The following is a 25,020-nucleotide window of genomic DNA, read 5'->3' as shown; positions in this document are numbered from 1 at the left end:
TTCCACGGGGCTCAATTGGTCGGACTGACCGGCGTCAGGACGGACGGCGTTCCGGCCGCGGCTGTCGTGAAAAGCGTCGTTGTACTGGTGCTCGCGCCAGCGCCGCCGCCGAAAGTCGTGCTGCTGTTGCTCGACACGGCGCCCGGCGACGGCGTCGATGTGGTGCCCTGTCCACCGCCGGCGGTGGTGTCGCCGTTCGGATCTGCTCCGGTGATCGCCTCGGTCGGAATATCCCCCGTGATGCTGACGAAGGCTTGAATCAGCGGGGGATTCTCGGCCTTCAGGACCACTTCCTGGATTTGCTGGGCAAAGGCCGGTTGCGTCAGCACGCACACGGCGGCGGCGGTGCCGAGACCGGCGCCGATCGCACGGCTTTGATCGGCGGAGCTGGCCTTGGAAAGCGATGCGATGCCTTCAAGCGTCTCGGGCCGGGTCATCAGCATGTCGCGGACTTGCGATGCGAGGCCGCCCTGACCGTCCTTGAACTGGCCCAGGAGCGCTTCCGGGTTCTCCAGAAAGGATGTCGCGCGCTCTGCCGACACCAGCGAGGAGTTCGGCACGCATCCGCCGCTGGCCGGTGCCGCGGCAACCGGGGCCGATCCGCCAGCCACGAGCATCACGAGACAAAAACCCACCAAACGCATTGTCATTGCCCAATCGCAATTAAAAACAGCCGATTTAAATTAAATCATAATTCACTCGCCACAGCTCCGCCACCGTTTTTTCGCAATGATGACGGCAGGCACTGCGCCAGCGCGGCCCCGGTGATCGCGGCGAAGAAAACGCCGTAACCGGCTATCTGCAGCGAAAAATCGATGCTGCTGTGAAGCAGCCCCAGCACGGCGACGCTGGCTCCGATAACGGGGATGTAGCGATCGCGCCGCCGCAGCAAGCTGCCCCGGAACAATTGGTAAACGTACCAAAGCACGGTCGCCACGATCGGGATGGTCGCCGGCAAGCCAATTTCGACCGCGAGTTGCAGCGGCGTGCTGTGGGCGCGATCCCAAATCCCGAGGCTGCCCAATTCGGCGGGCCGGTAGGCGGCAAAAGCCGCCTCGAAATTGCCCAATCCGACGCCGAACAGCGGATGGTCGCCGACGATTGCGATCGCGGCGCGGTAGGCCGCCAGCCGCTGATCGTCGATCAGGCCATAGGTGAGAATCCGCCCTGCCACCGCGCCGCCGATCAGCTGAAGAACCAGGACGGCAACGACTGCGGCTCCCGCCAGCAGCGCCCATCTTCGAAAAGTACCGAGCTCAAGCGGCCACAGATAAAGCGTGCCGGCCAGCAGAAACGCGCAGATCGACAGCAACAGCCCTGCGCGCGATCCCGTCATCGCCGTCGCCAGCGTACAGACGGTAAATCCGACAGCGAGAGCCGCTGGTGTGGCGAGATAGTGCCCGAGCAACGCGAGCGGCCGATCTGACGGCGGGGCAGCGCGCCGGTCTCCGCGATGCAGCGAGCGCAACAGGGGCACCAGGAAGAGCAAGGCGCAGCTGCCCCAGAATGTCGCGGCGGTGTTGCGATTGACGAACGTGCCGGTGGCGAAGCCGAGATAGGCCTCCTTTCGCCTGAATAACAACGTATTCGGGTCGGCAAGCTGCGCCAGGATGCCGTAACACGCGTAGAGAAAACCAGCCCACGCCAATATCCGGAGAAGCCGTTGAGCCGCGGGCGCATCGGCTGCAAGAAGAAAGGCACGCACGAACGCAAGCGACGCGAGCAGCGGGGAGCCGAATGCGAGCCACGGACCGGCCGCGGTCATCGAAATGCGAGCAGGGACATCGGCGCCGAGGAGATCGAGCGGAAGCTTCCAGACGGGATTCGTCCGTCCCACCAGCGGACCCGGCCATGTTTGCAGCGTGACGATGGCGCCGATCAGCATCATCGTCATGAACAGCGGCAGCAACAGGCGAAAATCCGCGCGGCCGATGGCTTGCAGATCCGCCGTCAACAGACTGAGCGCGAGCAGGACGATCCAGACCCAGATCCAGACGAAATCCGCCGATCCAAGCGGAAATGGCGCCAGGACGAAAACAGCTATCGCGACAAGATTGGACGCACCGCCCAGAATTTTCCTGATTGATCCCTTATGCGACGGCAGATGCCAAACCCCATTCCTGAACTGACTGGAACTTGGGCGCGGTAAACGGCGGCGGCCTACCGGGCTGGTCCCAGGTTCCCGAATTTATCGATCTGCCTTCCAAAGAGCCAGCGATGCAAGGCTTCACGACGGTCTAAAAGGCGCTGCCTTCGCGGCGGCATCTATGCTGACAAGGCCGATTGAAAATGCGGTGCTTTTCGGGGCGTATTTATTTTGGGTCTGTCACGCGAGACGATTAAACGGGCAGGACGATTAAAAATGCGGCCGCTTTCTGGCGAGAGTATTTATTTGCGGATCAGCCATGCGGCGCCGGGTTTTCTTTGCCGGTTTTTAATGTTCGGGTTGAACGGAAAACGGAAGACGGGCACTATGCTGCATCGCAACAATTCGGACATAATTCGATCGTGACGGGCCATCGCTCCAAAGAACACTATGTCCCGCTCGACAGCGTTCGCGGCATCGCCGCGCTTTGCGTCGTGGTCCATCATTTTGTTATTTCTCAACCGCTTGCCGCAATCCTGCCGAACAGGGCCTGGATCGACTTTGCGTTTTTCCATAACGCCTGGCTGTTCGTTGATCTGTTCTTCGTTCTGAGCGGCATCGTGATTTCGATGAGTTACGTGCAAGGCGGCTTCGGTACATTCGAGTTTCGCGAGTACATCGTGCGCCGGCTCGCCCGCATCTATCCGCTCCACATCGTCACGTTGCTCGCATTCCTGTCGTTTCGAATGATGAAGCTCGGCCTTGTGGGCACCGGTCTGATTCATTTCGCGCCGCCCGAGATGGCGGTCAACAACGGCTATTCGTTCTTCCTGAATGTACTCCTGCTGCACGCGATCGGATTCGTTGATTATTTGAGCTGGAACGGGCCTAGCTGGAGCATCAGTGCCGAGTTCTATACCTATCTCGTGTTCGGCGGCGTCGTGGTCCTGGCGCAAAAATTCCGGGACGTTCGCATTATCTATGTGTTGTCGCTGTTTCTGTCGGTGGCCAGCTGGGCCTTCATCCTGCTGGTTCTTCGACAATATGCCTTGGACTTTCACACCTATGGCATCGCGCGCTGCATACTGAGTTTCTTCCTCGGGGTGCTGACGCTCAGAGCGGTGGCGTCGGTGCCTTCCGCCGTGCGCCCGGCCGTGCAGTCGGTGTGGCAGATCGGGGCCGCGATCGCGGCCATCGCCATTGTCTGCGTGGTCGGAATGCAGCCGATGCTGAGCTTTCTCGCGCCGGTTATATTCGCCGTCCTGCTCGGGTCGCTGATGGCGTTCCCCGGACGCAGGCTGCCGAGCCTGCTGTCGGTCAAGCCGCTGGTGTGGCTCGGCAAGCGATCCTATTCGATCTACATGGTGCACGCGCTCGTGCTCGTACTGATCGAGTATTTTTCGCGCGGCGTTGGCATGCGGACCTTCCCGATGATTGATCAGTTCGGTTCGGGATTAGCTGCAACGCTGCTGCTGTCGGGGTACGTTGTGGCCGTTCTTGCGCTGTCGAACCTGACCTATGCCAATATCGAGATCCCCGGTTCAAAGGCCATCGTCGGACTCCTGGCCCGCCGGCCTCGCGTTGTCGCGACGGCCGAAGGAGGGGGGCAATGACGAACCGCTCGTCGTCGTCATCCCTCACAGCACCGGATTTCAAAGCTCCGGAGCCGTTGCCTCTAAACAACCAGTTGCCGGAGATCGGCATCTGGAACGTCGAGGCGATTGCACTGCTTCTCTATTTCTATCGCGACGCCTTTGCCGGCGCCCTGCGCTACTATCTCAGTCTCACCAAGCTGGACGTGCTGTGGTTTCTGCCGGACATCTTTGCGCTGATGTGCATTCTGGCCTTTATCCAGCGCTACATCATCAAGGGCAAAAGCCTGATCGCTGTCCTCACGCTGCTGTACATCGCCTTCGCGTTGTACGTCGGATTTGTCTTTCTGGGCTACTTCGCCGGCATGGCGTCGTCGTTCAAGATGATCGCGCCCGTGTTCGTGGGGTTCTGCTTTTGCAGGCGCGATTTCAGCCAGTACAAGCAGCTTCTTGCCCTGATCCACCCGATCTTCTTCATTACCATTATCGGCATCTTCATTTCATCGCGCGTGCAGTTTCCGTGGGTTGGTTTTGCTTACGAAACGTTGGGAGCAACGCGCCAGGCGACCAGACTTTGGTGGGCCGCGTCGGAGACGCGACTGGCGGGGTTCGCCGCCGACAGCACCATGGCGGCCTTTTTCGTGTTCATTACTTTCGTGTTTACGTCGGCTCGCAAGAGTATGCTGTGGGTCTGCATCTGGGCACCGGTGGGCCTCTACGCCATCAAGCTCACGACCAGCAAGACCACGCTGGGCGTGATGATAATGTACCTGGTGTGCCTGGTTATCATTCGAATGCTTCCGGAACGCGAGAGATTTCCCATGCTGCGCCGGATGGCGCTGCTCTCCTTTGCATCGATCCTGGTTCCCGTCGTGTTGATGGTCTTCTTCGCGGGCGACGGCCTCACCAGCATCTCCCGGGGATTCTTCAGCCTTCAGGATCGCGTCAATAACAGCTGGCAGCTGCCGTTTGTGTATATGCAAGAGCTCATGCCCGTGGGATTCGTGACCGGTTGCGGCCTCGGCTGTTTCAACTATCCGCAGCAGCTGTTTTCGAACAAGCTCAGCTACTATGTGCCGGTCGATAATTTCTATATCGGCACGTATCTGATGTTCGGCCCGATTTTCGTCCTGTTCATGGTTTTCGCGATCGCCGCGGTCTCGAAGACCAGGGATATCTACAAACTGTCCGGCACGATCGCAATGAACCTCTTTACCATCACGGTGCTGGCCTATGGACCCGCCAGCGGATTGATCATGATTGGCGCCGCGTTTAGCCAGATGTTCGCCAAGCGACGCGCGCTCGATCAGGATCTCGCGAGTTCTACACCGATAGCGCCTGGCATCGATGGTCTGGCATCGCGGCCGGCATGATGAAAAACTCGTGGCACTCACCGGCGCTGATAGTGCCTTTTTCGCACGCGCCGGCGCTTGGCTCTGCCCTGCCTCCTTCTCAGTGCGGGAGGAAGCAGAGGTGAACGCTCCAAAACAGGATTTCCTTCCGGCCGTCCAGGGACTGCGCGGCATCGCTGCGCTGAGTGTCCTGATCGTGCATCTCTACGACATGCCGCTGCTGGCGGGTTTCATGGCGCCGATCTGGCCGTGGCTGGGATCGACCATCAATATGGGCGGACATGGCGTCGAACTGTTCTTCATGATCAGCGGCTTCCTGATTCCGGCCAGCCTGGTGCGCCACCGCAGCGTTGCCAAATTCTTCTATGATCGTTGTCTTCGCATCCTTCCCGTCTTCGTCATCCTGCATCTGACGCTGTTCACCATCGGCCCGATCGTCGGCTACAAGTTCTTCAAGGGGATTGATGTTGGAACTTACGTCCAGTTGTTCTTCGTCAACCTTGCGTTCTTGCCCGATGCCCTGGGGCTTCCGATCGGCCAGCAGAACGCCTGGACGCTGAGCTATGAGTGGGCGTTCTACATTCTGTTCGCCGCGATTTTCGTAGCGGTGGCTCGGCGGAGAAACTGGATGCTGGCGCTGCCGCTGATTGCTCTGGCTCTGGCAGGCATATGGTTTCGGCCGATTGCCGCGTATTTCCTGGTTGGGCTGCTGTTCAGCGCCGTCGATATGCCGATCCGGCTGCGCGGGTGGACCGGGTTGCTGGCCGGTGCGGTATGCGGCATCGCGATGTATCTATCGATCGAGTATCTGCACCCGTTTGTCGGCCTCATACCTGGCCTTCTGCTGTTCGGAATGGTGTTGGCGCAAAACTCCGGTGTTGCGGCGGCGTTGAGCGCGCCATCGCTGCAATATCTCGGCAAGATCAGCTACAGCCTTTATCTGGTGCATCCCTTCGCCCTTTTCCCACTGCAAATGATCGGAGCGAATCTTGCCGGACGCGGCGTGGATCTGTGGCTGCTCTCTGCTGCCTTTGCGGTTCTGGGCTTCGTCCTGTCACTTATCGCCGGAGGGATAAGTTACGAACTTTTCGAGGTGCGTCTTCGGCGTTTTCTGGACGCGGCGTTTCGACGTCGGCTGTTTCGGACGCCTGATGGAGCGGGGCATCTGGCATGATGGAACTGGCCTCAAGACGCAGTCTGGACACCTTGCAGCTGGGACGCGCCTTCGCGGCGCTCGCCGTGGTGGGTCATCACACGACCAGGACGCTCGCCCAGCCCAAATACCTCGGTGAGAACGTATTCCCGATTTTCAACGCCGGAGATTCCGGCGTCATGTACTTCTTTGTCTTGAGCGGCTTTGTCATATTCCTGGCGCATGCCAATGACTTTGGCGATCGCGACAATGCCCTCCGCTTCGTCTGGCGTCGCGTCCAAAGAATATATCCGGCGCTTTGGGTCGCTCTGATCTGTGTCGTTCCGCTCGTGCTTCTGATGAAGGCAGATCTGAGCTTTTATGACCTATTCTCGTCCTTCCTGTTGTTGCCGATAGAGCACGAGCCGATTATCGACGTGGTCTGGACGCTGCGCCACGAGATGATCTTCTATGCCATCTTTGCGGTAGCGATCTGGAACCCCATGATCGGCTGGATCGCGGGGGCGGTTTGGCTGGCGATGTCTTTCGTGCAACCCGTATTGTTCCCGGCCTATCCGCTCGCATTTGTTTTCCATCCCGCTCATGTGCTCTTTGGCTTGGGGATTCTGGCGTACTGGCTGTTCAATCGCCGGGACATTGTGTCCCCGAAGCTCTGCTTGACGCTTGGGGTCGTCCTTTTCGGCGGCACATGGATAGCCGTTGCCTACGGCGCCCTCTTGAAGAACGCGATCTCCACCTGGTGCTACGGCGTCGGCGCGATGCTGATGATTTTGGGCGGGGTCGTACTCGAGACGAAGACGGCGCTGCGATTACCACGTGTTCTCATATTCCTCGGCGAGGCGTCCTATTCGATCTACCTCGTTCATTTTCCGGCGCTTTCGGGTTTCGCCAAAGTCGCGACCAAGCTGAAAGCGCTGGGTATTCCGAACGAACTGCTGTTCGTGATGGTTGCAACGGGGGGTGTGGCGGTAGGCGTAGTATTCTACTTGCTGGTCGAGAGGCCATTGCTGACGTTTTTCAGAACGATCGGTCGTGTACCCAAGCGGGTCGAGGCATGATGTCGGATTTCGAACCTTCATCCCCGACGATCACGGCCTCGTTCGCCAGACGTGGAGCGGACCTTTGCCTGTGCCGGCGCGTTTTCTGTGTCGGCTGCACGAACAACGTACGGATGACGTCATGATCCTGAAAAATCTGCTCTCGATGTCCGGCGTGAACATCGTGAAATCGGTCGTCCAGTTTCTGATGACGCTGCTGATGACCTATTTCGTCACCCCGGCCGAGTTCGGTCTGGTCGCCTTCTCGCTGCCGTTTGTCGCCTTCATAGCCCTTCTCACCGATCTTGGCTTGTCGAGCGCGATGATACAGCGAGGCTCGCTCTCGCATGAGGAGACCGGAGCGGCCGTGACCATGATGCTGGCGATCGGCATCGGCTGTGCTGTGGTGCTGGCGGTTGTAGCGGGGCCGCTGGCCGGGGCCGTGAAGATGGATGGCCTGTCGGGCGTGCTGACCGCGCTGTCCGTCTCCGTCGTCCTTTCCATAGCGGCGCTCGGACCGCGTGCGGTGCTCGAGCGCGCGTTGCGTTACCAGACCGTGGCGATGGTGGAGGCCGGCGCGTCAATCACCGCCGCGTCCGTGGGCGTCCTCGGAGCCGTTCTGGGCTGGGGGATCTGGGCGCTGATTTCATATTACGTCCTGATGCAGATCATTCGCGCGATCGCTTTCTACGCGATTACGCGGCATCAGATCAGGCTCAACTTCCGATGGCGTGGTGTTGGTTCGATGCTCTCCTTCGGGAGCTGGATACTGGCCTCGAACATTCTCAATTTCGCCGCGCGCAACATCGGCAATCTGCTGATTGGTGCGAAGCTGGGCGCGGCCGCGGTAGGGCTCTTTGGCCTGGCCTTTCAGTTCATGATCTTTCCGTTGATGATCCTTTCGTGGCCAGGCGGCGGTGTCTTGATGGCGACGCTGAGCCGCATGTCCGGTAACGGGCGGCACGCAGAGCAGAACGCGGCGATCTGCGCGATGCTGAGTGTGACGGCGATGATTACCTTCCCCGCGATGATCTATCTGACGTTTGGGCTCTACTACCCGGTGACGACATTCCTTTCGCCGCATTGGCAGGACGTATTGCCGCTGGTTAGCGCGCTTGCCCCGGCGGGGGCCGCGCAATCCATTGCTGCCTATGCCGGCCCGATTCTGCTCGCGCGCGGGAAAGCCCGTCTGCAGTTCTGGATCAGCAGCGCCAACAGCATCGCCATGATCCTGTCTTTCGTGGTGGCGCTGCCATTCGGTCTCAAGGCCGTTGCTATCGTGTATCTTGTCACGGCGATCATCGTGTGCACGTTCATGCTGGTGGTTGGCAGCCGAAATACCGGGCTGCCTTTCATGTCGATCGTCAAATCCCTGCTCCCAGCGAGCATCGCGACCTTGGCCGGGACCGTCGTGGCTCTCGCGGCGACGTCGGCCGATGTGTCAAGCATGAAGCATTGGCTGCTTGCAACCAGTCTATATCTGGTGGTCGTGCTGTCCTGTTACGTCGCATTCAGGCATCAGATTCGCGGCAGCGTGCGATCGTTGCTCGGCCGATCAATTGAAGCACAACCGTTAGACGTTCCCTCGGCGACGTGAGAGATCCTTGATATGAACGCACATGTCGAAACAGATGAGATGGTGAGGCGCGAGCCTCCCCAGGCCGCGTGGCGGGCGGATTTGCTGGCGAACACCGGGAATTCCGGCGTAGTTGCTGCCGCGGTTGCCTTGATAACCGATCCCGGCTTTACGGTGATCACCTGGTGGCGTGCTGCCAAATGGCTGCGCTTCAACACGCGTTGGGGGCACGGTATCGCCTGGCTGATCGTGCGTTCCCTCGCGCGACGCGGCTGCTATATCTCGTTGCTCGCGGAAATCGGCCCGGGACTCAAGCTTCCACACCCTACCGGGCTTGTGGTTGGGGAGGGCTCGCATGTCGGGAGTGCGGTTATGCTTTATCATAACGTGACACTCGGTCGACGTGCCTGGAACCAGCCGGGCTGCCCGCGCATTGGAGACGGTGTCGTCGTCTATGCCGGTGCTGTCATCATAGGACCCATCAAGATTGGTGAAGGTGCAACGATAGCAGCAAACTCGGTGGTCAATCGGGATGTTTTGCCGAAAGCAGTGGTCGCGGGGATTCCGGCCAAGTCGATGCGTTCCGCATCGTCGTCGTCCTAGCCGTCGCTCCGGCCAGGAGATCACTTTCGCTTTCGTCGCAGATCGTCAGCCCGCCCTGGCGTGACGGCCTTGTTAAAATCGCAGTTGTGGCGTTGATCGACGATCGTTCATTGGGGGTTAGTCGACGAGGAGATCAGAATGTCGTCCATCATGACCGACTTTACGGGCATTTTTCCATATCTTGCAGGTACGAAGTTCAACGAGAACATGGCCGTGACTTACAGCGGCAAGACGGGTGTCAGGTACCGAAGTGACGTATTGATCGACATGTGCCGCGGAAAGCGGGTTCTTCATGTCGGATGCTGCGACCACGTTCCTCTCATCAAGAAGAAGATCGATCACCGGGATTGGCTCCATGGTCTGATCACGGAGTGCTCCGAGTATACGGTCGGTGTCGATATCGATGCGGACGCGGTGCGGGAGGCGAGCCGGATTTCCGGACTCGACAACATGGTGTCCGGCGATGTGACGTCCGGCCAGAAGATTGACCAGATCTCCGGCCGGAAGTTCGATATTGCCCTGTTCGGTGAGGTGGTTGAGCACATACCGAACCCGGTGTCTTTTCTCGGTCGATTTAGAGAGAACTATGGTGATGTCGTCGAGAAAATCGTCATTACCGTGCCGAACGCGTTCAGGGGCGGTAACATCAAGGGAATCCTGAACAACACCGAAACGATCAATTCCGACCATCGCTTCTTCTTTACGCCTTACACGATCGCAAAAATTGCCCTGGATGCTGGATTTTCTCCGGAGGAGATCCAGATGGCAACGTTCAAGCGGGCCGGCATGATGAAGACGATGCTGCTGCGGCGTTTGCCTCTGCTTGCCGAGGACATCATCTTCACCGGCTCGGTGACGCCCGGCCGGGCGTAACCCGGTCCGGCGATCCGGTACGTCGAGGTTTTGGGAACCAACCAGGAAGCCTTGAGCCCTAAAACCTCCAGCGATGAAGACTTGCCCCGTTGGCCGGGGCTTGTCCGCTCGGTCCGCCGCGATTCCTGCCCTGAGAAAGCCGATGCGCTCGCGTGAGAGCGCATCGCCCGCCTCAGACGAACAGGAAGTTGCTGTGATCGAGGTTCGTCGCGTAAACGTTCTTCAGCGTGATCGAATCCGTGGCTGACAGGTGGATCAGCGTGTCGGCTCCGGATTGCGTAAACTGAAGGTGGCTGTAGTCGGCGACCAGCGATGCTGCGATCTTGATCGTATCATGGTTGGCCGCGGCGCCGGCCTGGAAGCTGTTGATCTGGTCATTGCCATGGTCGAAGACGATCGTCGTCGATCCCGGGGCGGCTGAGAACAAGTCGTTTCCGTTTCCGCCCTGTATCGACTGACCGGCGCTGACAGCCGTGACGGTGTGGGCTCCGTTGCTCTTCAGAAGATCGAGCTGCAGCAGCGTGCCGCCGGCGGCATAGCTTTCGTGCAGGGTCGCGCCCGGGTTGTCGGTGACGGCATATTTGTAGACGTCCTTGGTACCGTCGGCGTTGTTGACGATTTCCTGGGTCTTGGTCCCGGCGCTGTCGTACAGATCGGTTACCTTACTGCCATCGGAGTGGATGACCTGCTTGTAATCCAGAGATCCGTCGGCGTGCAGGCGCGTGTCAGAGGTGATCTTGCCCGCGGCGTCGATATGCTGGATCTGGGTCGTGTAGGTCTGGCCGGTGATGTTGTAGTAGTAGTTGTCATCGCTGCCATCGGCGTTGCTGACATACATCTTCATCTTGACGCCTGACGAGTACAGCGTGTTCGAGGATGAGCCATCCGTGTTCTGAACGTAATCGCTGGTCATGTTTCCGGCCGAGTCGAACAGCTTGCTTTCCTTGAAGCCGTCCGCGTTGGCGACGTAGATCGAGGCGATGACGCCGCCGGAATAATTCGTGGTGGTGACGTCACCCCCGGCCGTCTTGACGACGTCCTGAACCAGCGCACCGGTCGATGCGTTGTAACTATCGGTCACCGTGGAACCGTCCGTGTGGTGGGTGATCTCGGTTAGCTTGTGACCGGTGCTGTCGTAGAGGTCCGTCACCTTGGTGCCGTCGCCGCTGATGACCTGGCGATATTCGAGTGTGCCGTCGGCGTGCCAGCGGGTATCCGCCGTCATCTTGCCGGCGGCATCGTAGTGCTGGGACCGGGTGGTGTAGGCCTGGCCGGTGATGTTGTAGTAGGTGTTGTCGTTGCTGCCGTCGGCGTTGGTGACATACATCTTGGTCTTGACGCCCTCCGAAAACAGCGTGTTCGAAGACGAGCCATCCTTGTTCTGGACCAGGTCGCTGGCGATCCGGCCAGCGCTGTCGTAAATCTTCGCTTCCTTCGAGCCGTTGGCACCGACGATATAGACCGAGGACAGCTCCGACCCGTTATAGTTTGAGGTCGTTACGCCGCTCGCGTTCTTCACGACGTCCTGGATCAGATTGCCCGACGTATCGTATTTCTCGGTCTTGGTGGCGGTCGGATTCCAGCGGATCACGGTGGTCTTGTGACCGGTCGAATCATACAGCGCCGTCACCTTGCTGCTGCCGTCGCTGCTGACGACCTGGTGGTAGTCGAGCGAGCCGTCGGCATGCCACCGCGTTTCTGCGGTCATGACGCCCTTTGAATCGTAGTGCTGGGTCCGGCTGGTATAGCTCTGGCCGGCGATATTGAAGTAGGTGTTGTCCTGGCTGCCGTCGGCGTTGCTGACATACACCTTGGTCTTGACGCCGGCCGAAAACAGCGTGTTCGAGGACGAGCCGTCCTTGTTCTGAACCAGATCGCTGGAGAGGCGACCCGCGCTGTCGTAAAGCTTCGCTTCCTTCGAGCCGTCGGCATTGGCGATATAGACCGACGCCAGCACCGAGCCGTTATAGTTGGAGGTCGTGACGTTGCCGGTCGTGGTCTGGACGACCTCCTGGACCAGATTGCCGGATGAATTGTATTTTTCGATCGTGGTGGCAGTCGGAGTCCAGCTCGTCACGGTGGCCTTGTGGCCGGCCGCGTCATACAGCGTCGTCACCTTGCTGCTGCCGTCGCTGCTGATCACCTTGGTGTAGTCAAGCGTTCCGTCGGCGTGCCAGCGGGTATCAGCGGTCAATACGCCCTTTGAATCGTAGTGCTGTTTCTGGGTGGTATAGGACTTGCCGGTGATGTTGTAATAGGAGTTGTCCTGGCTGCCGTCGGCGTTGGTGACGTACATCTTGGTCTTGACGTTGGCCGAGTACAGCGTGTTCGAGGATGAGCCATCGGTTTTCTGGATCAGATCGCTGGTGAGGCGACCGGCGCTGTCGTAGATCTTTGCTTCCTTCGTGCCGTTGGAACTGGCGACATAGACCGAAGACAGCACCGACCCGTTGTAGTTGGATGTCGTCACATCGCCGGTGACCGTGCGGACGACTTCCTGCACCAGATTGCCGGACACGTCGTACTTGCCGGTCGTGGTGGCGGCGGAATTCCAGGCGATGACCGTGGTCTTGTGGCCTGTGGCGTCATACAGCGTCGTCAATTTGCTGCTGCCGTCGCCCGCGATTGTCTGGGTGTAGGCGAGCGAGCCGTCGGCGTGCCAGCGGCTATCCGAGGTCAGTTGTCCGGTCGGGCTGTAGTGCTGGGTCTGGGTGGTATAGTTCTGACCGGTGACATTGTAATAGCTGTTGTCATGGCTGCCGTCGGCGTTGGTGACGTACATCTTGGTCTTGACGCCGGCCGAATACAGCGTGTTCGAGGATGAGCCATCCGTGTTCTGCACCAGCTCGGCGGTCAGCTTGCCGTTGACGGCATCGAACTTCTTGGTTTCCCTGGAACCGGTCGCCGCATCGACGGTGACCTGCTGCGTGGCCACGCCCGCGGTATAGAGGGTGCTGTCGGTTGATCCGTCTGCAAAAATCGTCGATTTGCTGGTGATCATTCCGCCGGTAAAGTTGGACGTGCTGGTGGACTGCAGGTTTGCGGAAGAATCGAAGAGCTTGGTTACGCTCCAGGCGCTGGTGGAGGTCGTAACCGAAAACGAATAGCCGCCCTGGATGGCCGAAAGCGCATTGCCATAATGCGAGATCATATATTTCATCGTCGATTCGGACGCGACCGGAAGCACGTGAGTATCCGTCAAGGTAATCGTCGCGAGCGATTCGTTGGTGTTCAAGTCAGACAATTGCAACGCGATTTCCGCGGCCGTCCCGCTGACATTGGTCGGCAGCGGCTCTTCGGGCGCAGGCGCCGGCGCGTCGATCTCGATGATCAAGGGATGATCGCTGAGGGGGACGGTGATCTGGCTGACGTCGGTATAGGTCGCGATCGGGGTTGAGCCGCTCAGCGGATCGTAGACGCTGACCGAATGGTGCACGCCTCCGAGATTGACGGTGACAGGTTGAGAAGGGTTGGAGATTTCCGTGTCGGTGGCGTCGTTCCAGACCTTCGGCTCGGCCCAGATCACGAGTTCGTAGGCGCCGTTGCTCTTGCCGAGGACCATGCTGTTGCCCGTATCGGGCATGTTGCTGAGCGAGTAGCCCAGCTGCGCGGTTGGTTGATGGCCACCGGTGCCGTCGTCGCTCAGGATGGTCGTGAGATTGTGGACCGCAGTAGCAGCCAGCTTCGGCGTCCCATCGCTGTTGAACAGGCCGAAATTCATCTCCGGATCGTTGCTGACGCCGCTCGCACCTGCGTCGAGCAGTTGGTAGAGATATGTCGTGCCGACGCCGCCCTTGAAGGCGTCGACCAGGGTGTTGAGGATCGACTTGGCCTGCACGTTTTCGCTGGCGCCGATGTAGGGGGTATCGGTCTGGGTCGTATAGCCGGTCTCGGTGATGACGGCCGGGTTGCCCGACGATACGGATTTGGCGTTGGCCAGCAATAACTGGAGCGCCGCGTGGGGCGTCGAGCTCGTGCTGACATAGGCGTGCGAGTTCGCAAAGTCGGAAGCGCCCGACAGGTCGCCCAGCTTGGCGTAGTCCGCCAGGTCATTGTAACCCAGCGAGAGATTGTAGACGGCGATGTTGGCGAGAGCGGCATTGCCGTTCACGGCGGCAAAATAGGCCGCCTGGAACTGGGCCGCGGCTTCGATCGTGGAACTGCCGTTGTAGCTGAATGCCTGAAGATTGGCCTCGTTCAGGCCCTCCAGCGCAATAACGCTACCCGCATGAGCTGTGCTGAACTGTTCCACCGTGGCCAGATACTGCTGCAGCGCGGCGCTGCCGCCGGCGGGCACGCCGGACGGGACAACCAGATCGAATTTGTAGCCGTCCGCAGCCAGTCCATTCAGGACAGGTTGCGCCTCCGGAATGTTGGTAAGCCCGTCGCGCAGTTTTGTGACACCGAGATATTCGAGGCTGTCCTGCAGCAAAGCGAGATTGTCATACGAGCCCCAGGAATACCCCACATGCGTGTTGACGCCGATGGAACTCACGAAGGAACTTGCGGAGAGGACGGTCTGGTCGGCGGATGTGGTCATCGATTGCCCGGCTGTTGGAAGGGAAGAGTTGTGCGAGATTTAGCTGCCAGTTTTCTTTTTTGAGTATTTGATTTGGATAAAAGTGGAAGCAACAAGGGGATTTTTCATTGCTAAGGATTTCCCGGCGGTTTGTTTGCGCGACGTCTGGAATGGGAGCCAGAATCGGCAAGCTTGGATATTGCAGCTTGGTCTGTTCTCATGATGACGGACTGAAGGCGGCGGCTGCCTTGCGTTGCCTACTTGGAAAGCTTGGCTGCTTGCCAAGCAGGCAATCATGCACGTCGTGAGCGGTCGAGATCGAAATAATACGGGTTTGTCCGCGACGGTTAATCGGAGGTTGGTTTTTCACGTCGCATCCGGCGGATCGGGGAATTTGCCGCGGATGTTCCTCACGGCGCTGAAAGGGCACGGTTTTGGCGCGTTGTGGTCAAACGATCGGATTAAATGGGTCGTTTAATGTCAATGGCCGGCCGCATTTGTATTCGGTTCCCGGACTGGACCCGACTTTTGCGGCGCGCTAAAGCAAAGCGCCTTACCGCGGCAAATTGCAGCAACGGCATGCGTGGATCGGGTTTCGCATGGTCCTTGCTTTTGTTTCGAAAAGCCAAGGCGTCACAGAAGGTGATTATGATGAGCGTTGTGAAGGCGACTGGGTTTGAGCGGACGGCCGCGGCGATCATCGCGCAGAAATTGGGTCTTCCGCTCCTCGTCCTGGTTGCGGCCGCGATCAGTTCGTTGCCAGCTAACGCCCTGGAGTGGGGCACCAACGGGCCATCCGCCATCAGGGCGAATCTGGGGCCTGCCTTTAAGGTCATGAAAGAGCGCGGCCTGACGCAATTCAGGATAGGTGTGAATCTTACCAAGGACACCGAACCGACCGAAGCCCCGATGTTGAGGCGGGCGATCGCACAGGGCAAGGCCCACGGGATAACGCTGCATCCCGTGTTCGGCTTCGCCTTCCGGTGGGGAGATCGCACGGATGCGGGCACCTATCCGAAGGGCGACCGTGAGGCGCTGTATCGCCAGGGCTTCAACCGGACCTACGATTTCGTCAACCAGTTCAAGCACGATATCAAGGACTGGGAACTGGAGAACGAGTTGAACCTCGTCGCGCACGGTCCTGATGGCAAGAGATTGTTCGGCAGCGGCGGCACGGCGGAAGAGTTTGAAAAGCCGATCATGGAAGATTGGGCGGCCGTCCTGCGCGGCGCGTCAGACGCGATCGACAAGATCAACAAGGAAAACGGACTTCATTTGCGCAAGGTTCTGAATACGACATCGACGATGTTCGGCTTCCTGGACTTCATGGCCGCGCGCGGGGTCGGGTTTGATGTGATTTCCTACCATTATTACGAAGTGCTGGGAGAGAATCCCAACAGAGCCTGGAATGGCCGCAATCCGCGCTTCAACCTGTTCAAGAAACTGGCCACCTATCGGCGGCCTGTCATATTCAATGAGATCAATTGCGGCGAGATCTACAAACCGGATTATGGCAACAAGCCCGGCGACCATATGACGGAGCGTTGCCTGAAGAGCCTGAACGACACGCTCACCGCGCTCCGGGACCAAAAGGATGTCGTCGTCGAGAGTATCAGCATCTATGAACTGCTCGATGAACCCTCAAAAGCCCCGCCTGAAAACCGGTTCGGCCTGATGTACGATCTAAAGACGCCAAAGATCGCGATGTACCTTGTTTCCCGCTTTGCGGGGGCTCCTCTCTCTCCTGAAGAGGCCGCCGAACTGGAAAAGAGAGGGCTATGAGGAGCGGCCGGCCGACGTGTGACGCCGATCCCCGGGTGGGAATTGACGGTGCGCCCGGCCCGCATCTTGCACCCTGATAATCCGATCACAGATTAATCCAATCAGAGAATAATCAGAAAATCTGAAAATCGGAGAAAAACCGGGCGGGCGACGGAGATCCGTCATCGATCGGGACGGATTTCCAAGCTAAACCCTGCCTTATGTTTCACGAGATCGAGTAGAGAGATAAATCGATGACCGAGGTCGCTTCCGGCAGCGCCAATGTCCTGTTTCTGGTTGAAGTGGTGAATTGCAACGATGGCATTGCTTCGTATTGCGAGACGCTTGCGACCGGCCTGCAAGGCCGTGGCGTGCAGATCTATCTGGTTTCCGGCGAAGTGCGCTCGGACGAGAAGTCTGAATACAAGCGCAAAAAGCTGAGCGCGGCCGTCAGGGAATGGCACGAGATTCCCGGACTGAGCAAGCTGCCGTCGCCGGCGATATTCTTTCGGCTGCTGAAGTTGATCAGGGAGCGAAAGATTACGGTCATCAACGTCCACGGCCTCGGCATGCTGTTATGGGGCAAGCTGCTGTCGCTCCTGACGGGAGCGCGCTGCGTTGCGACCTATCACCCGTCCGTTCTCGGCAATATCGCCAATGCCCAGAACGCGCCGAAGTCACAGTTCAGTCTGAAGCAGATACTGTTCTTCAACGCCTTCTTTCCCCACAAGCTGATCCTGATGTCCGAAGAATCGCGCCAGCACCTGAGCCGATATCTTTTGCTTCGGAAGGATGGAATTGCAAAAGTCTATGGCGGCGTTGACACCCAACATTTCTGTCCGCCTTCGGCTTTTGAGCGGCTGCAGGCTCGGAAAAGATTCGGTCTGGAAGAAGGCGACTTCATGTGCCTGCTCGCGGCCCGTCTGGCATGGGTCAAGGGACACGATCTGCTGATCAAGGCGGCGCGAAAGCTACGCGACCGCGGCGATCCCCCTCCGCTCGATTTGAAGTGCTTCTTTGTCGGGAGCGGCGGCGCCGACCGCGAGAAGGAGATCAAATCGTTCGCCTATGCGGGCGATGAAAAGGACAATCAGACGTTCAAGTTTCTGGGTTTCATGGGCGACGTTCGCGAGGCGCTATGGGCCGCCGACGTGTTTGTGCTTCCCAGCCGCTTTGAAGGGTTTCCATTAGGCGTTGCCGAGGCGATGGCGACAGGACTGGTCCCGGTCCGGACGCCGGCCGGCGGCGCCTCGGATCAGATCATCAACGGACAAACCGGTTTCGTCGTTCCGTTCGAGGACGTGGATGCGCTGGCCCAGGCGATCGAAAAGCTGGCTGATCCCGCCCGGCGGCAGGCGATGGCAAATAATTGCATCGCACGAGCCCAGCAGTATTTCGGTGTCGGTCCGATGGTCGATCAAACCCTGCAGATCTACGGATTAGTTCCGGCGCAGCCGCAACGAGCCGAGAAGGGTCGGGAAGATTACGCTCTGACGTGATGGATCAGTCTTTGCCCGGACGTTGGTCCGCGTGTCTGGCCGACAGAAACTCGCCCTGCCAGGCGACCAGCGCGACGGCTATGGCCGAGATGACAATTTTGCCGGCCAGCCAGAGTAGGGGTTCGGAAGGGACTGCAGCGAAAGCTCCAATCAGGGTGGCTGCAACGATCGATACGCCCAGCAGCAGCCATCTCGGAACCACGCCGAAACGGATGATCGGGCCGCTGCCGCACAATATGACGATTGCGGTCGCAACGGCTGCGCTCGCAACCTGAGCGGCTGTAGACAAGCGCAGCACCGCTGCAATCGATGCAACAACCGACACCAGCGCCAGTTGGCAGCCAGCGACCACCACAAGCCTGGTGGCGGATTTCCTTAAGTGCGGGATCACCGCAAGCGTGGCCTGCAGATGGGTATGAAGAAAGTAAAACACGGTGGCTGCCGGCGCCACCGCCAGGAAACTCGACAGGAGATCGGCCGGAACGAACAGCCGGCTGGCATCCGGCAGAAAGCCGATCAGGCCGCCCAACATGACGGTTGTCGCGCATAGAATGAAGTCGAGCAGCCGGGACGTCGCGCGCCGCGCCTCATCGTCCGTGCCGCGCTCAAACTGGACGACCACGTCAGGATAACTCACCGTGTGTATCGCGGCCACGAGAACCGAGAATGGCCGCTGCAGCAAATCGATCGCCATCAAAAAGGCTGCGGTCGCTGTGGGGGCTGCTGGTCCCAAGCTGCTCACAACGATGAAACGGATCATCACCGGAACGGAGAGATGGATCACCGAGGCGCCGGCGGCCAGCATTCCGTAGCGGGAGAAATCCATCCAGTCCGCCAACATGATACGACAGGGTACCCGTCGCAGCGGCGTGCGATGCGCAAACAGGCCGGCGACCAGGGATGTCGCATGCCCGCATACGATGCCAAGGAGAGTGGCTTCCGCCGTTGCATAGATGCTCGCGCCGGCAACGGCGCCGACAAGCAGGAGGCCGGCTCGCAGGATCAGGAGGAGCGCCGCGGTACCAAGCCGATCCGACACGCGGATCGCCATGAAATACATGTCGGTGAGTCCCTGCAGAACCGCGATTGCCAAGCCAAGCGCGACGACGCGGGGCGCGAGAGTGCCGATCAGTGAGGCGGCACTACCGACTGAAACCAGCACCGCGGCGCTCAACAATCCCGCGGCGAACAACGAGGACCGCAATCTCGCGGCGTCCTCACCCTCCGCCGCCGCGAGAAAACGAACGCCGGCAAGTTGCAGCCATTCGAACATGAATACGCACAGCAGCTGGCTTGACGCCAAAGCGAGCGAAAACGAAGTATAGCTGGCGGGCGGCAGGAGATGGCTGACGGCAAAAATGAGCGCGATGGCGGCCGCACTCTGGAAAACATAGCCGCCGAACGCGAGGAGGCGGATCATCGCAGGCCGGCACGAATTGGCGGCCAGCCCAGGCATCGAGCCGGGGCGAAGCTCTCAGCCGCTATGGCCGGGACCATCATGATCTGGCCATTCCCCGGGATTGCCTGACGCGCTCGAATGCATCGCGATATCTGGCGACGACGTCGACGAAGGTCCATTTGTTGAGCCCGGCTCTTAACCGTTGGCTGATATCGGAAATCTGCCGCGGGGATTCAATGATCTGCAACAAGCTCTTGGTCAGAGAGCCGGGGTCAGGCGCCGTCAGCCACCCCGTAACATCCTGTTCGATGACTTCCTGTATTCCCCCGAAGCGGGTCCCAAGCAGCGGTTTTCCGGCCGCCTGCGCGTCGGCCACCACCAGCGGGCTTGGATCTTCCCAGACTGACGGAACCACCACGACATCGACCTGTTCATAGAATTCCCTGGGTGCGACAAAACCCAGGAAATCAATTCGGGCGTTGGGCGCCAGCGATTTGATATGCGCGCGCTGGCTTTCCGTTGCATGGCCGGCGACGACAAGCCGCATCAGGTGAGGTGGAATTGCCGCAACCGCCTGGACGAGGTTGTAGATGCCCTTCTCCTGCGTCAACCTTCCGATAAATCCAAAGGTAACCACTCCGTCGGGACTTTCCGTGGCCTTGTCGCCGACATCGGCGGTCGAAGCGTTGCGAATGACGGTGCGCAGCGGCGTATCGGCAAACAACCCGAACTGGGTATGGATATCAAGGATGCGTTGGCTCACGCCCACGACGGCGTCGAGATGCTTGGTCGTGCTGCGTCGGTTGACCGTCAAAATCTTGCAACTGACGCAGGTGTGAGCGCACGCGCTTCCGTTCGAAAAGCGGGAGCACCGCGGGCAGGTCAGGTAATAGTCGTGAAGGGTATGAAGGATCGGAATGCCCAGGTCCGAAGCAGTTTTCCATACCCCCGTCGTCAATCCCGAGAGGTTATTGGAATGCAGGATATCGGGCTTGAAGGCCCGTATCCGTGCGGCAACCAGTTGCGCGGTCTGCTGCCAGTCTTCCACCGCGTGCCAGACCGCCCGGATCGGCGCGCCATGAGGTTTGCTGAACGGGAAATACACATTCTTTACCGGCGCCGAATAAACATCGATGCCGTTGCACGCTTCCATTGCCTGGTTGGAAACAGACGCTGCGCGGATCACTTCCACGCTGTCACCCTTGCCCACCAGGCTTTCGGCAAGCCGGCGCACGAATATCTCGGCGCCGCCCACGACTTTTGGAGCCTGCGGCGTTGGATAGATGGATGACGTAATAAGAACTCTCATTGAAGGAGTCTCGTCCCCAAGAATAATAGAAAATGGATGCTTGAAACTATTCCCTGTCAGGGAGCTTTCGAACTGCCGGCCGAATAAACCTCCATGTATTGCCGCGTGACCGACTCCGGCGAGAATTTATCTGCAAAGTCCTGTTGTAGCGGCTGCGTCATCTTCCATCTCGTTGTGTCGTTAACCGCCTTCACCATGAGCTCGGCCAACTGACGAAAATTGTTCGGCTCGTAGGAGCCCACCATATTTGAAAATCCCGAAATCTCCGGAATCCCTCCTGCCGTCGAGCAAATAGTTGCGCGGCCGGCATTAATGCTTTCGATCAGCGTCCGCGGCAGCGGTTCCGGCCAGACCGAGCTGACGAGGCAGACGTCGATGCTGGCGTAGAAATTCGCCGCTTTCGTAAAGCCAAGCCATTCGATGCGATCGTTCTTCTGGCCGGCCTTCAGGCTGCCTACGTACTGCTCGAGCCCCTTTCCGGCAATCTTCAGCCTCCAGCCTGCGTCAGGCAGCAGTTCGGCCGCCTTCAGCACGACCTCGATACCCTTTTCGGCTTCGATCCGTCCAATGAAGCCGAACACCAGATCGCCGGTAGCGGGCGGCGAAACCGGGGCCGCCTCGCTGACGTCGGCAATATTGAAGATGACCTTGCCCGGGATGTTGGCGAAATAGCCAAGTTTCTGGTGCTGATCCAGCACAAATTGGCTGTTCGAAACGACGGCATCGACCATGCGCGAAGCAATCAGGGAAGGGGCGGTCATGGTCGCGCAGGCCGGGCACCGGCGGGTACATGTCTGTCCGTTGCGGAACAGGGTCGACCTTTTGCAGATCAGGGAATAGTCGCGCAGCGTGTGGACGACCCGCAGCTTGCGGCGCTTGGCTTCCGACCACAACGATACCGAAAATCCCGTGAGATTGTTGGTGTGCAGAACGTCGGGCGCCTCAGCATCGAGAACCGCTCCGAAGCGTTTGGCCGCCTCGCGATTCCAGGTGTCACGCAAATGCCATTTAAGTCGTCGCAACCGCGACGGCTTTCGATCCTGGTCGAATGGCCAATAGTCGTTGTCGATCTGCAACCTGTATACGCGAACACCCCTGATCTCGCTGATCGAGGTTTCCGCCGCCTTGTGAAGGCAAATCACGGAAACCTGGTGACCCCTGAGGGCCAGTGCTTCCGCCAGCAGAGAAACGGAAACTTCAGCGCCTCCCATGATTTCCGGAGGGTAAAGGCTGTTTACGAGAAGTATCTTCAACTATCGCCTCATCGGTGTCGATCGATTACCGCCGGTGCCTTGTTGCGAAGCAGGTCCTGAACGATCGACTCGTTCGACCTTACCTTCCACCAAGCGGTGCTGCCAGCCGAAACGCGCGGCACTGCACGCAACAACGTGTGCAGTATTAAATGTCCCGTTGCCCGAAGGACATCAGGAAATTAAATCCTTGTTAACGGGCGCCGACGATAGGGTTGGCAGCTATCTGGCGGCAGGATACTTGAGAAAACGGAGCCGCATCGTTCTCCATCACACGGCTAGTCCTCACGGTGGCGCAACTCCTCGAAGATCGCGCGGTATTCGGCGACGACTTCCGAGAATGTGCGTTGACTGTTCTTGTCGGCGAACTTCCGGGTCATCGTTGTTACTTCGTCAGGATTCGACAACATCTTCCTGATGCTTTCGGCCAGCGAGTCGGGATCGGGCGCCGTAAGCCATCCGACCGCGCCCCTTGCAACGGCCTCCGGTATGCCTCCGAAGCGGGTGCCGAGGAAGGGTTTGCCGGCGGCCTGGGCATCAGCGACCACGATGGGGCCGGGCTCCTCCCAGATCGGCGGAATGACCACGACGTCGATTTGACGATAGAACGTTTCGGGCGCGACAAATCCCAGGAATTCGATCTGGGCTTCAGGTGCCAGGGCAATCAACCGCTCCTTCATCTCGGCGCTGGCAGAGCCTGCGATTACCAGCTTGACGGAGTTTGGCGGCAACGTGCCGACAGCCCTGACCAGATTGTAAATGCCTTTCTCCTCCGTGAGGCGCCCGATGAAACCCAGCGTCAGGAGGTCGGCCGGGCGTCTGGGCTCGGGCGCGACCGGGGGGAGTGCCGAAGCGTGTCTGATGACCTTGCGCAGCGGGGTGTCTGCGAAGAGGCCCAACTCCGTGTGAATATCCAGAATGCGCTGGCTCACGCCGACGATCGCGCTGAGCTGCCTGGTCGCAGTGCGGCGGCTTACGGTCAGCAACTTGCAGCTGAAACAGGTGTGCGTGCAGGTGCTGCCGTGGGAGAAGCGCGAACATCGCGGGCACGTCAGATAATAATCATGCAAGGTGTGGACGATAGGGACGCCGTGGTCGGATGCGGCTTTCCAGACCGCCGTCGTCAGGCCCGACAGATTATTGGAATGCAGCACGTCAGGCCTGAACGCCTTGATCCGGTCGGCGACCAGTTTTGTCGATCGTCGCCAATCCTCGACTGCGTGCCAGAGTCCCCGCATTGGTGCGCTGTGTTGTTCGGTGAACGGCAGATAGATGTTACTGACCGGCTCGGAATAGATATCGACATCGTCGCATGATTCAGTTTGCTGGTTGGGGGCTGACGCGGCGCGGATCACTTCCACACTGTCTCCGCTTGCGACGAAGCCTTCGACCAGTTTGCGTACGAATATTTCCGCGCCGCCGATGACCTTTGGAGCCAGCGGCGTCGGGTAGAGGGATGTTGTAACAAGGACCCTCATCAAAAATGAGCCGTCCCGGTGAAGGTCGCATAGCGATTGGTTGCAATTGTTCTCATTGGTACAGAACGGTCCCCCTAGCTGTCGGCCGAATACATCTCCAAATATTCGCGGGTAATGGTCTCAGGCGTGAACTTCTCCGCAAAGTCTGGTCGCGGAGGCAGGCTTTTTTTCCATCGAGCGGCCTCGTCGATCCCCTTCAACATTAGTCCGGCCAGCTCGCGGTGATCGCTTGGTTGGTACATACCGATAAGGTTAGAAAACCCCGATATCTCCGGTATCCCACCCGCAGTGGAACAAATTGTGGCGCGGCCGGCGCTAATTCCCTCGATCAGGGTGCGCGGCAGCGGCTCCGGCCAGACCGAGCTGATCAGGCAGACGTCGATACCGGCGTAAAAATCCTGAGATTTGGCAAAGCCCAGCCACTTCACCCGGTCGCTCGGGTGACGGGCTTTGAATTCCCGGACATCGGATTCGAGCCCGCTACCGGCAATCTTGAGCTGCCAACCGGTGTCGGGCAGCAATTCTGTGGCCTTGAGCACGACATCGATGCCTTTTTCGGCTTCAATTCGTCCGATGAATCCAAATGTCAGGTCATCCTCATCGGAGGGGGCCGCCGCAGGGGCAAGTGCGCTGGTGTCGGCAATGTTGAAGATCACGCGTTCGGGAATTCCGGAAAAGTATCCGAGACGTTGATGTCGATCGAGCACGTACTGGCTGTTGGATGCGACGGCATCGACCAATCGCGAGGCCAGCCGGGACGAAGCCGTCATGGCAGCGCATGACGTGCATCGGCGCTCGCAGGTAGCGCCATTCTTGAAAAGCGTCGACCTTTTGCAGAGCAACGAGTAGTCGCGCAACGTATGCACGATCCTGATGTTGCGGCGCCTGGCTTCCGACCAGAGTGCCACTGAAAATCCCGTTAGGTTGTTGGTGTGGACGACGTCAGGCTTTTCAATATCCAGGATTTCCGCGAACCGTTTGGCGGCCTTCCGGTTCCAGGTGTCGCGCAAGTGCCATTTCAGGCGTTGCAGCCGCGATGGCTTTCGATCCTGGCCGAATGGCCAGTAATCATTGTCGATCTGGAGTCTGTAGACGCGGACACCCTTCATGTCGCTGACCGCGGTATTCTGCGCGTCATGCAGGCTGACGACGGAAACCTGATGGTGGTTGCGGGAAAGGGCTTGCGCGAGCAGGGACACGGAAACTTCAGCGCCCCCGATGATCTCCGGAGGATAAAGCGTATTGACGATGAGTATTCTCAAGGATCGCCTCAGGTTGGAAGCTTGCCGGTGCGAGAGTTCCATTCGCCAAGGGAAACTGAAGGCGGTGGAAGTCGGGCCATCTGCATCGACCGGCAGCGGGTTCCGATGCCCAATGCCGGTGCGGCAATTGGCTTCGGTGCTTGACGACAGAGATAGGCAGTCTCGTCAGCGCCTGCCATGCCTTTTCAGCTGCAAGGCATGTCGGAACAGCGTGCGGTCCTGACGCCCGATGTGTTCCGACTCTTGATCAAGACAAGGGCTCTCGTACACG

At 59.1% G+C, this 25,020-nt stretch carries 17 protein-coding genes; 9 read left to right on the top strand and 8 right to left on the bottom strand.

What is annotated here, in order from left to right; translation table 11 throughout:
• Positions 1-11: 11 nt before the first annotated feature.
• Both JQ574_RS05430 and JQ574_RS05425 read right to left on the bottom strand, forming a co-directional pair.
• The gene (locus JQ574_RS05430) at positions 12-650 is read right to left on the bottom strand and encodes a hypothetical protein (RefSeq protein WP_212213698.1); all 639 of its coding nucleotides are present in this window, start codon (positions 648-650) and stop codon (positions 12-14) included.
• Between the two features lie 38 nt (positions 651-688).
• A complete protein-coding gene (locus JQ574_RS05425) occupies positions 689-1,954 on the bottom strand; it encodes an O-antigen ligase family protein (RefSeq protein WP_249119130.1) in 1,266 nt (421 codons plus the stop codon).
• A gap of 554 nt (positions 1,955-2,508) precedes the next feature.
• On the opposite strand from JQ574_RS05425, the gene JQ574_RS05420 reads away from it, so the two are divergent.
• The 7 genes from JQ574_RS05420 to JQ574_RS05390 all read left to right on the top strand — a co-directional run bounded on the left by JQ574_RS05420 (position 2,509) and on the right by JQ574_RS05390 (position 10,272).
• Positions 2,509-3,699, top strand: coding sequence for an acyltransferase (locus JQ574_RS05420; protein ID WP_212213695.1), 1,191 nt, complete (start codon positions 2,509-2,511; stop codon positions 3,697-3,699).
• A complete protein-coding gene (locus tag JQ574_RS05415; RefSeq protein WP_212213693.1) occupies positions 3,696-5,051 on the top strand; it encodes a hypothetical protein in 1,356 nt (451 codons plus the stop codon). The genes JQ574_RS05420 and JQ574_RS05415 overlap by 4 nt, the downstream gene beginning before the upstream one ends.
• 10 nt (positions 5,052-5,061) lie before the next feature.
• Positions 5,062-6,204 carry an acyltransferase family protein gene (locus tag JQ574_RS05410; protein ID WP_409363439.1) on the top strand — a complete coding sequence of 381 codons (1,143 nt, stop codon included), beginning with the start codon at positions 5,062-5,064 and terminating at the stop codon, positions 6,202-6,204.
• On the top strand, positions 6,201-7,241 hold the full coding sequence (locus JQ574_RS05405) for an acyltransferase (RefSeq protein WP_212213687.1): 1,041 nt from the start codon (positions 6,201-6,203) through the stop codon (positions 7,239-7,241). Before JQ574_RS05410 ends, JQ574_RS05405 begins: the two co-directional genes overlap by 4 nt.
• A gap of 121 nt (positions 7,242-7,362) precedes the next feature.
• Entirely contained in the window at positions 7,363-8,817 is a 1,455-nt protein-coding gene (locus JQ574_RS05400) for a lipopolysaccharide biosynthesis protein (RefSeq protein WP_212383371.1), read from the top strand.
• Between the two features lie 12 nt (positions 8,818-8,829).
• Positions 8,830-9,399 carry a serine O-acetyltransferase gene (locus JQ574_RS05395; RefSeq protein ID WP_249119128.1) on the top strand — a complete coding sequence of 190 codons (570 nt, stop codon included), beginning with the start codon at positions 8,830-8,832 and terminating at the stop codon, positions 9,397-9,399.
• Positions 9,400-9,537: 138 nt separating this feature from the next.
• Positions 9,538-10,272: a methyltransferase domain-containing protein gene (locus JQ574_RS05390; RefSeq protein ID WP_212213681.1), complete on the top strand. Its 735-nt coding sequence runs from the start codon at positions 9,538-9,540 to the stop codon at positions 10,270-10,272.
• Positions 10,273-10,444: 172 nt separating this feature from the next.
• Here the strand turns inward: JQ574_RS05390 and JQ574_RS05385 are convergent, their stop codons facing one another.
• The gene (locus JQ574_RS05385; RefSeq protein WP_212213678.1) at positions 10,445-14,812 is read right to left on the bottom strand and encodes an RHS repeat protein; all 4,368 of its coding nucleotides are present in this window, start codon (positions 14,810-14,812) and stop codon (positions 10,445-10,447) included.
• A 627-nt stretch (positions 14,813-15,439) separates the two neighbouring features.
• On the opposite strand from JQ574_RS05385, the gene JQ574_RS05380 reads away from it, so the two are divergent.
• Together JQ574_RS05380 and JQ574_RS05375 are read left to right on the top strand one after the other, a co-directional pair.
• The gene (locus tag JQ574_RS05380) at positions 15,440-16,573 is read left to right on the top strand and encodes a glycosyl hydrolase 53 family protein (protein ID WP_249119127.1); all 1,134 of its coding nucleotides are present in this window, start codon (positions 15,440-15,442) and stop codon (positions 16,571-16,573) included.
• 233 nt (positions 16,574-16,806) lie between these two features.
• Positions 16,807-18,051 (top strand): glycosyltransferase family 4 protein, encoded by a 1,245-nt coding sequence (locus tag JQ574_RS05375; protein ID WP_212213675.1) that lies wholly within the window; start codon positions 16,807-16,809, stop codon positions 18,049-18,051.
• A 4-nt stretch (positions 18,052-18,055) separates the two neighbouring features.
• Here the strand turns inward: JQ574_RS05375 and JQ574_RS05370 are convergent, their stop codons facing one another.
• The 5 genes from JQ574_RS05370 to JQ574_RS05350 form a co-directional block, all read right to left on the bottom strand.
• The gene (locus tag JQ574_RS05370; RefSeq protein WP_212213673.1) at positions 18,056-19,471 is read right to left on the bottom strand and encodes a hypothetical protein; all 1,416 of its coding nucleotides are present in this window, start codon (positions 19,469-19,471) and stop codon (positions 18,056-18,058) included.
• Between the two features lie 76 nt (positions 19,472-19,547).
• Positions 19,548-20,705 (bottom strand): glycosyltransferase family 4 protein, encoded by a 1,158-nt coding sequence (locus tag JQ574_RS05365; protein ID WP_312014716.1) that lies wholly within the window; start codon positions 20,703-20,705, stop codon positions 19,548-19,550.
• A gap of 110 nt (positions 20,706-20,815) precedes the next feature.
• On the bottom strand, positions 20,816-21,970 hold the full coding sequence (locus JQ574_RS05360; protein ID WP_249119126.1) for a glycosyltransferase family 4 protein: 1,155 nt from the start codon (positions 21,968-21,970) through the stop codon (positions 20,816-20,818).
• Between the two features lie 317 nt (positions 21,971-22,287).
• Positions 22,288-23,487: a glycosyltransferase family 4 protein gene (locus JQ574_RS05355; protein ID WP_212213667.1), complete on the bottom strand. Its 1,200-nt coding sequence runs from the start codon at positions 23,485-23,487 to the stop codon at positions 22,288-22,290.
• A gap of 74 nt (positions 23,488-23,561) precedes the next feature.
• A complete protein-coding gene (locus tag JQ574_RS05350) occupies positions 23,562-24,749 on the bottom strand; it encodes a glycosyltransferase family 4 protein (RefSeq protein WP_212213665.1) in 1,188 nt (395 codons plus the stop codon).
• Positions 24,750-25,020: the final 271 nt, after the last annotated feature.

It is taken from the genome of Bradyrhizobium sp. AUGA SZCCT0158, assembly GCF_018130065.1.
GTDB lineage: Bacteria > Pseudomonadota > Alphaproteobacteria > Rhizobiales > Xanthobacteraceae > Bradyrhizobium.
Note: the sequence above shows the minus strand (reverse complement) of the source record. Positions and strands in the feature narration are given on the sequence as shown.

What these genes read in the sequence shown, in the direction of transcription:
- JQ574_RS05380 (WP_249119127.1), top strand. Translation starts at nt 15,440, where the DNA reads ATGATGAGCGTTGTGAAGGCGACTGGGTTTGAGCGGACGGCCGCGGCG.
- JQ574_RS05355 (WP_212213667.1), bottom strand. Translation starts at nt 23,487, where the DNA reads ATGAGGGTCCTTGTTACAACATCCCTCTACCCGACGCCGCTGGCTCCA.
- JQ574_RS05400 (WP_212383371.1), top strand. Translation starts at nt 7,363, where the DNA reads ATGATCCTGAAAAATCTGCTCTCGATGTCCGGCGTGAACATCGTGAAA.
- JQ574_RS05395 (WP_249119128.1), top strand. Translation starts at nt 8,830, where the DNA reads ATGAACGCACATGTCGAAACAGATGAGATGGTGAGGCGCGAGCCTCCC.
- JQ574_RS05405 (WP_212213687.1), top strand. Translation starts at nt 6,201, where the DNA reads ATGATGGAACTGGCCTCAAGACGCAGTCTGGACACCTTGCAGCTGGGA.
- JQ574_RS05370 (WP_212213673.1), bottom strand. Translation starts at nt 19,471, where the DNA reads ATGATCCGCCTCCTCGCGTTCGGCGGCTATGTTTTCCAGAGTGCGGCC.
- JQ574_RS05385 (WP_212213678.1), bottom strand. Translation starts at nt 14,812, where the DNA reads ATGACCACATCCGCCGACCAGACCGTCCTCTCCGCAAGTTCCTTCGTG.
- JQ574_RS05360 (WP_249119126.1), bottom strand. Translation starts at nt 21,970, where the DNA reads ATGGGAGGCGCTGAAGTTTCCGTTTCTCTGCTGGCGGAAGCACTGGCC.
- JQ574_RS05430 (WP_212213698.1), bottom strand. Translation starts at nt 650, where the DNA reads ATGACAATGCGTTTGGTGGGTTTTTGTCTCGTGATGCTCGTGGCTGGC.
- JQ574_RS05390 (WP_212213681.1), top strand. Translation starts at nt 9,538, where the DNA reads ATGTCGTCCATCATGACCGACTTTACGGGCATTTTTCCATATCTTGCA.
- JQ574_RS05415 (WP_212213693.1), top strand. Translation starts at nt 3,696, where the DNA reads ATGACGAACCGCTCGTCGTCGTCATCCCTCACAGCACCGGATTTCAAA.
- JQ574_RS05375 (WP_212213675.1), top strand. Translation starts at nt 16,807, where the DNA reads ATGACCGAGGTCGCTTCCGGCAGCGCCAATGTCCTGTTTCTGGTTGAA.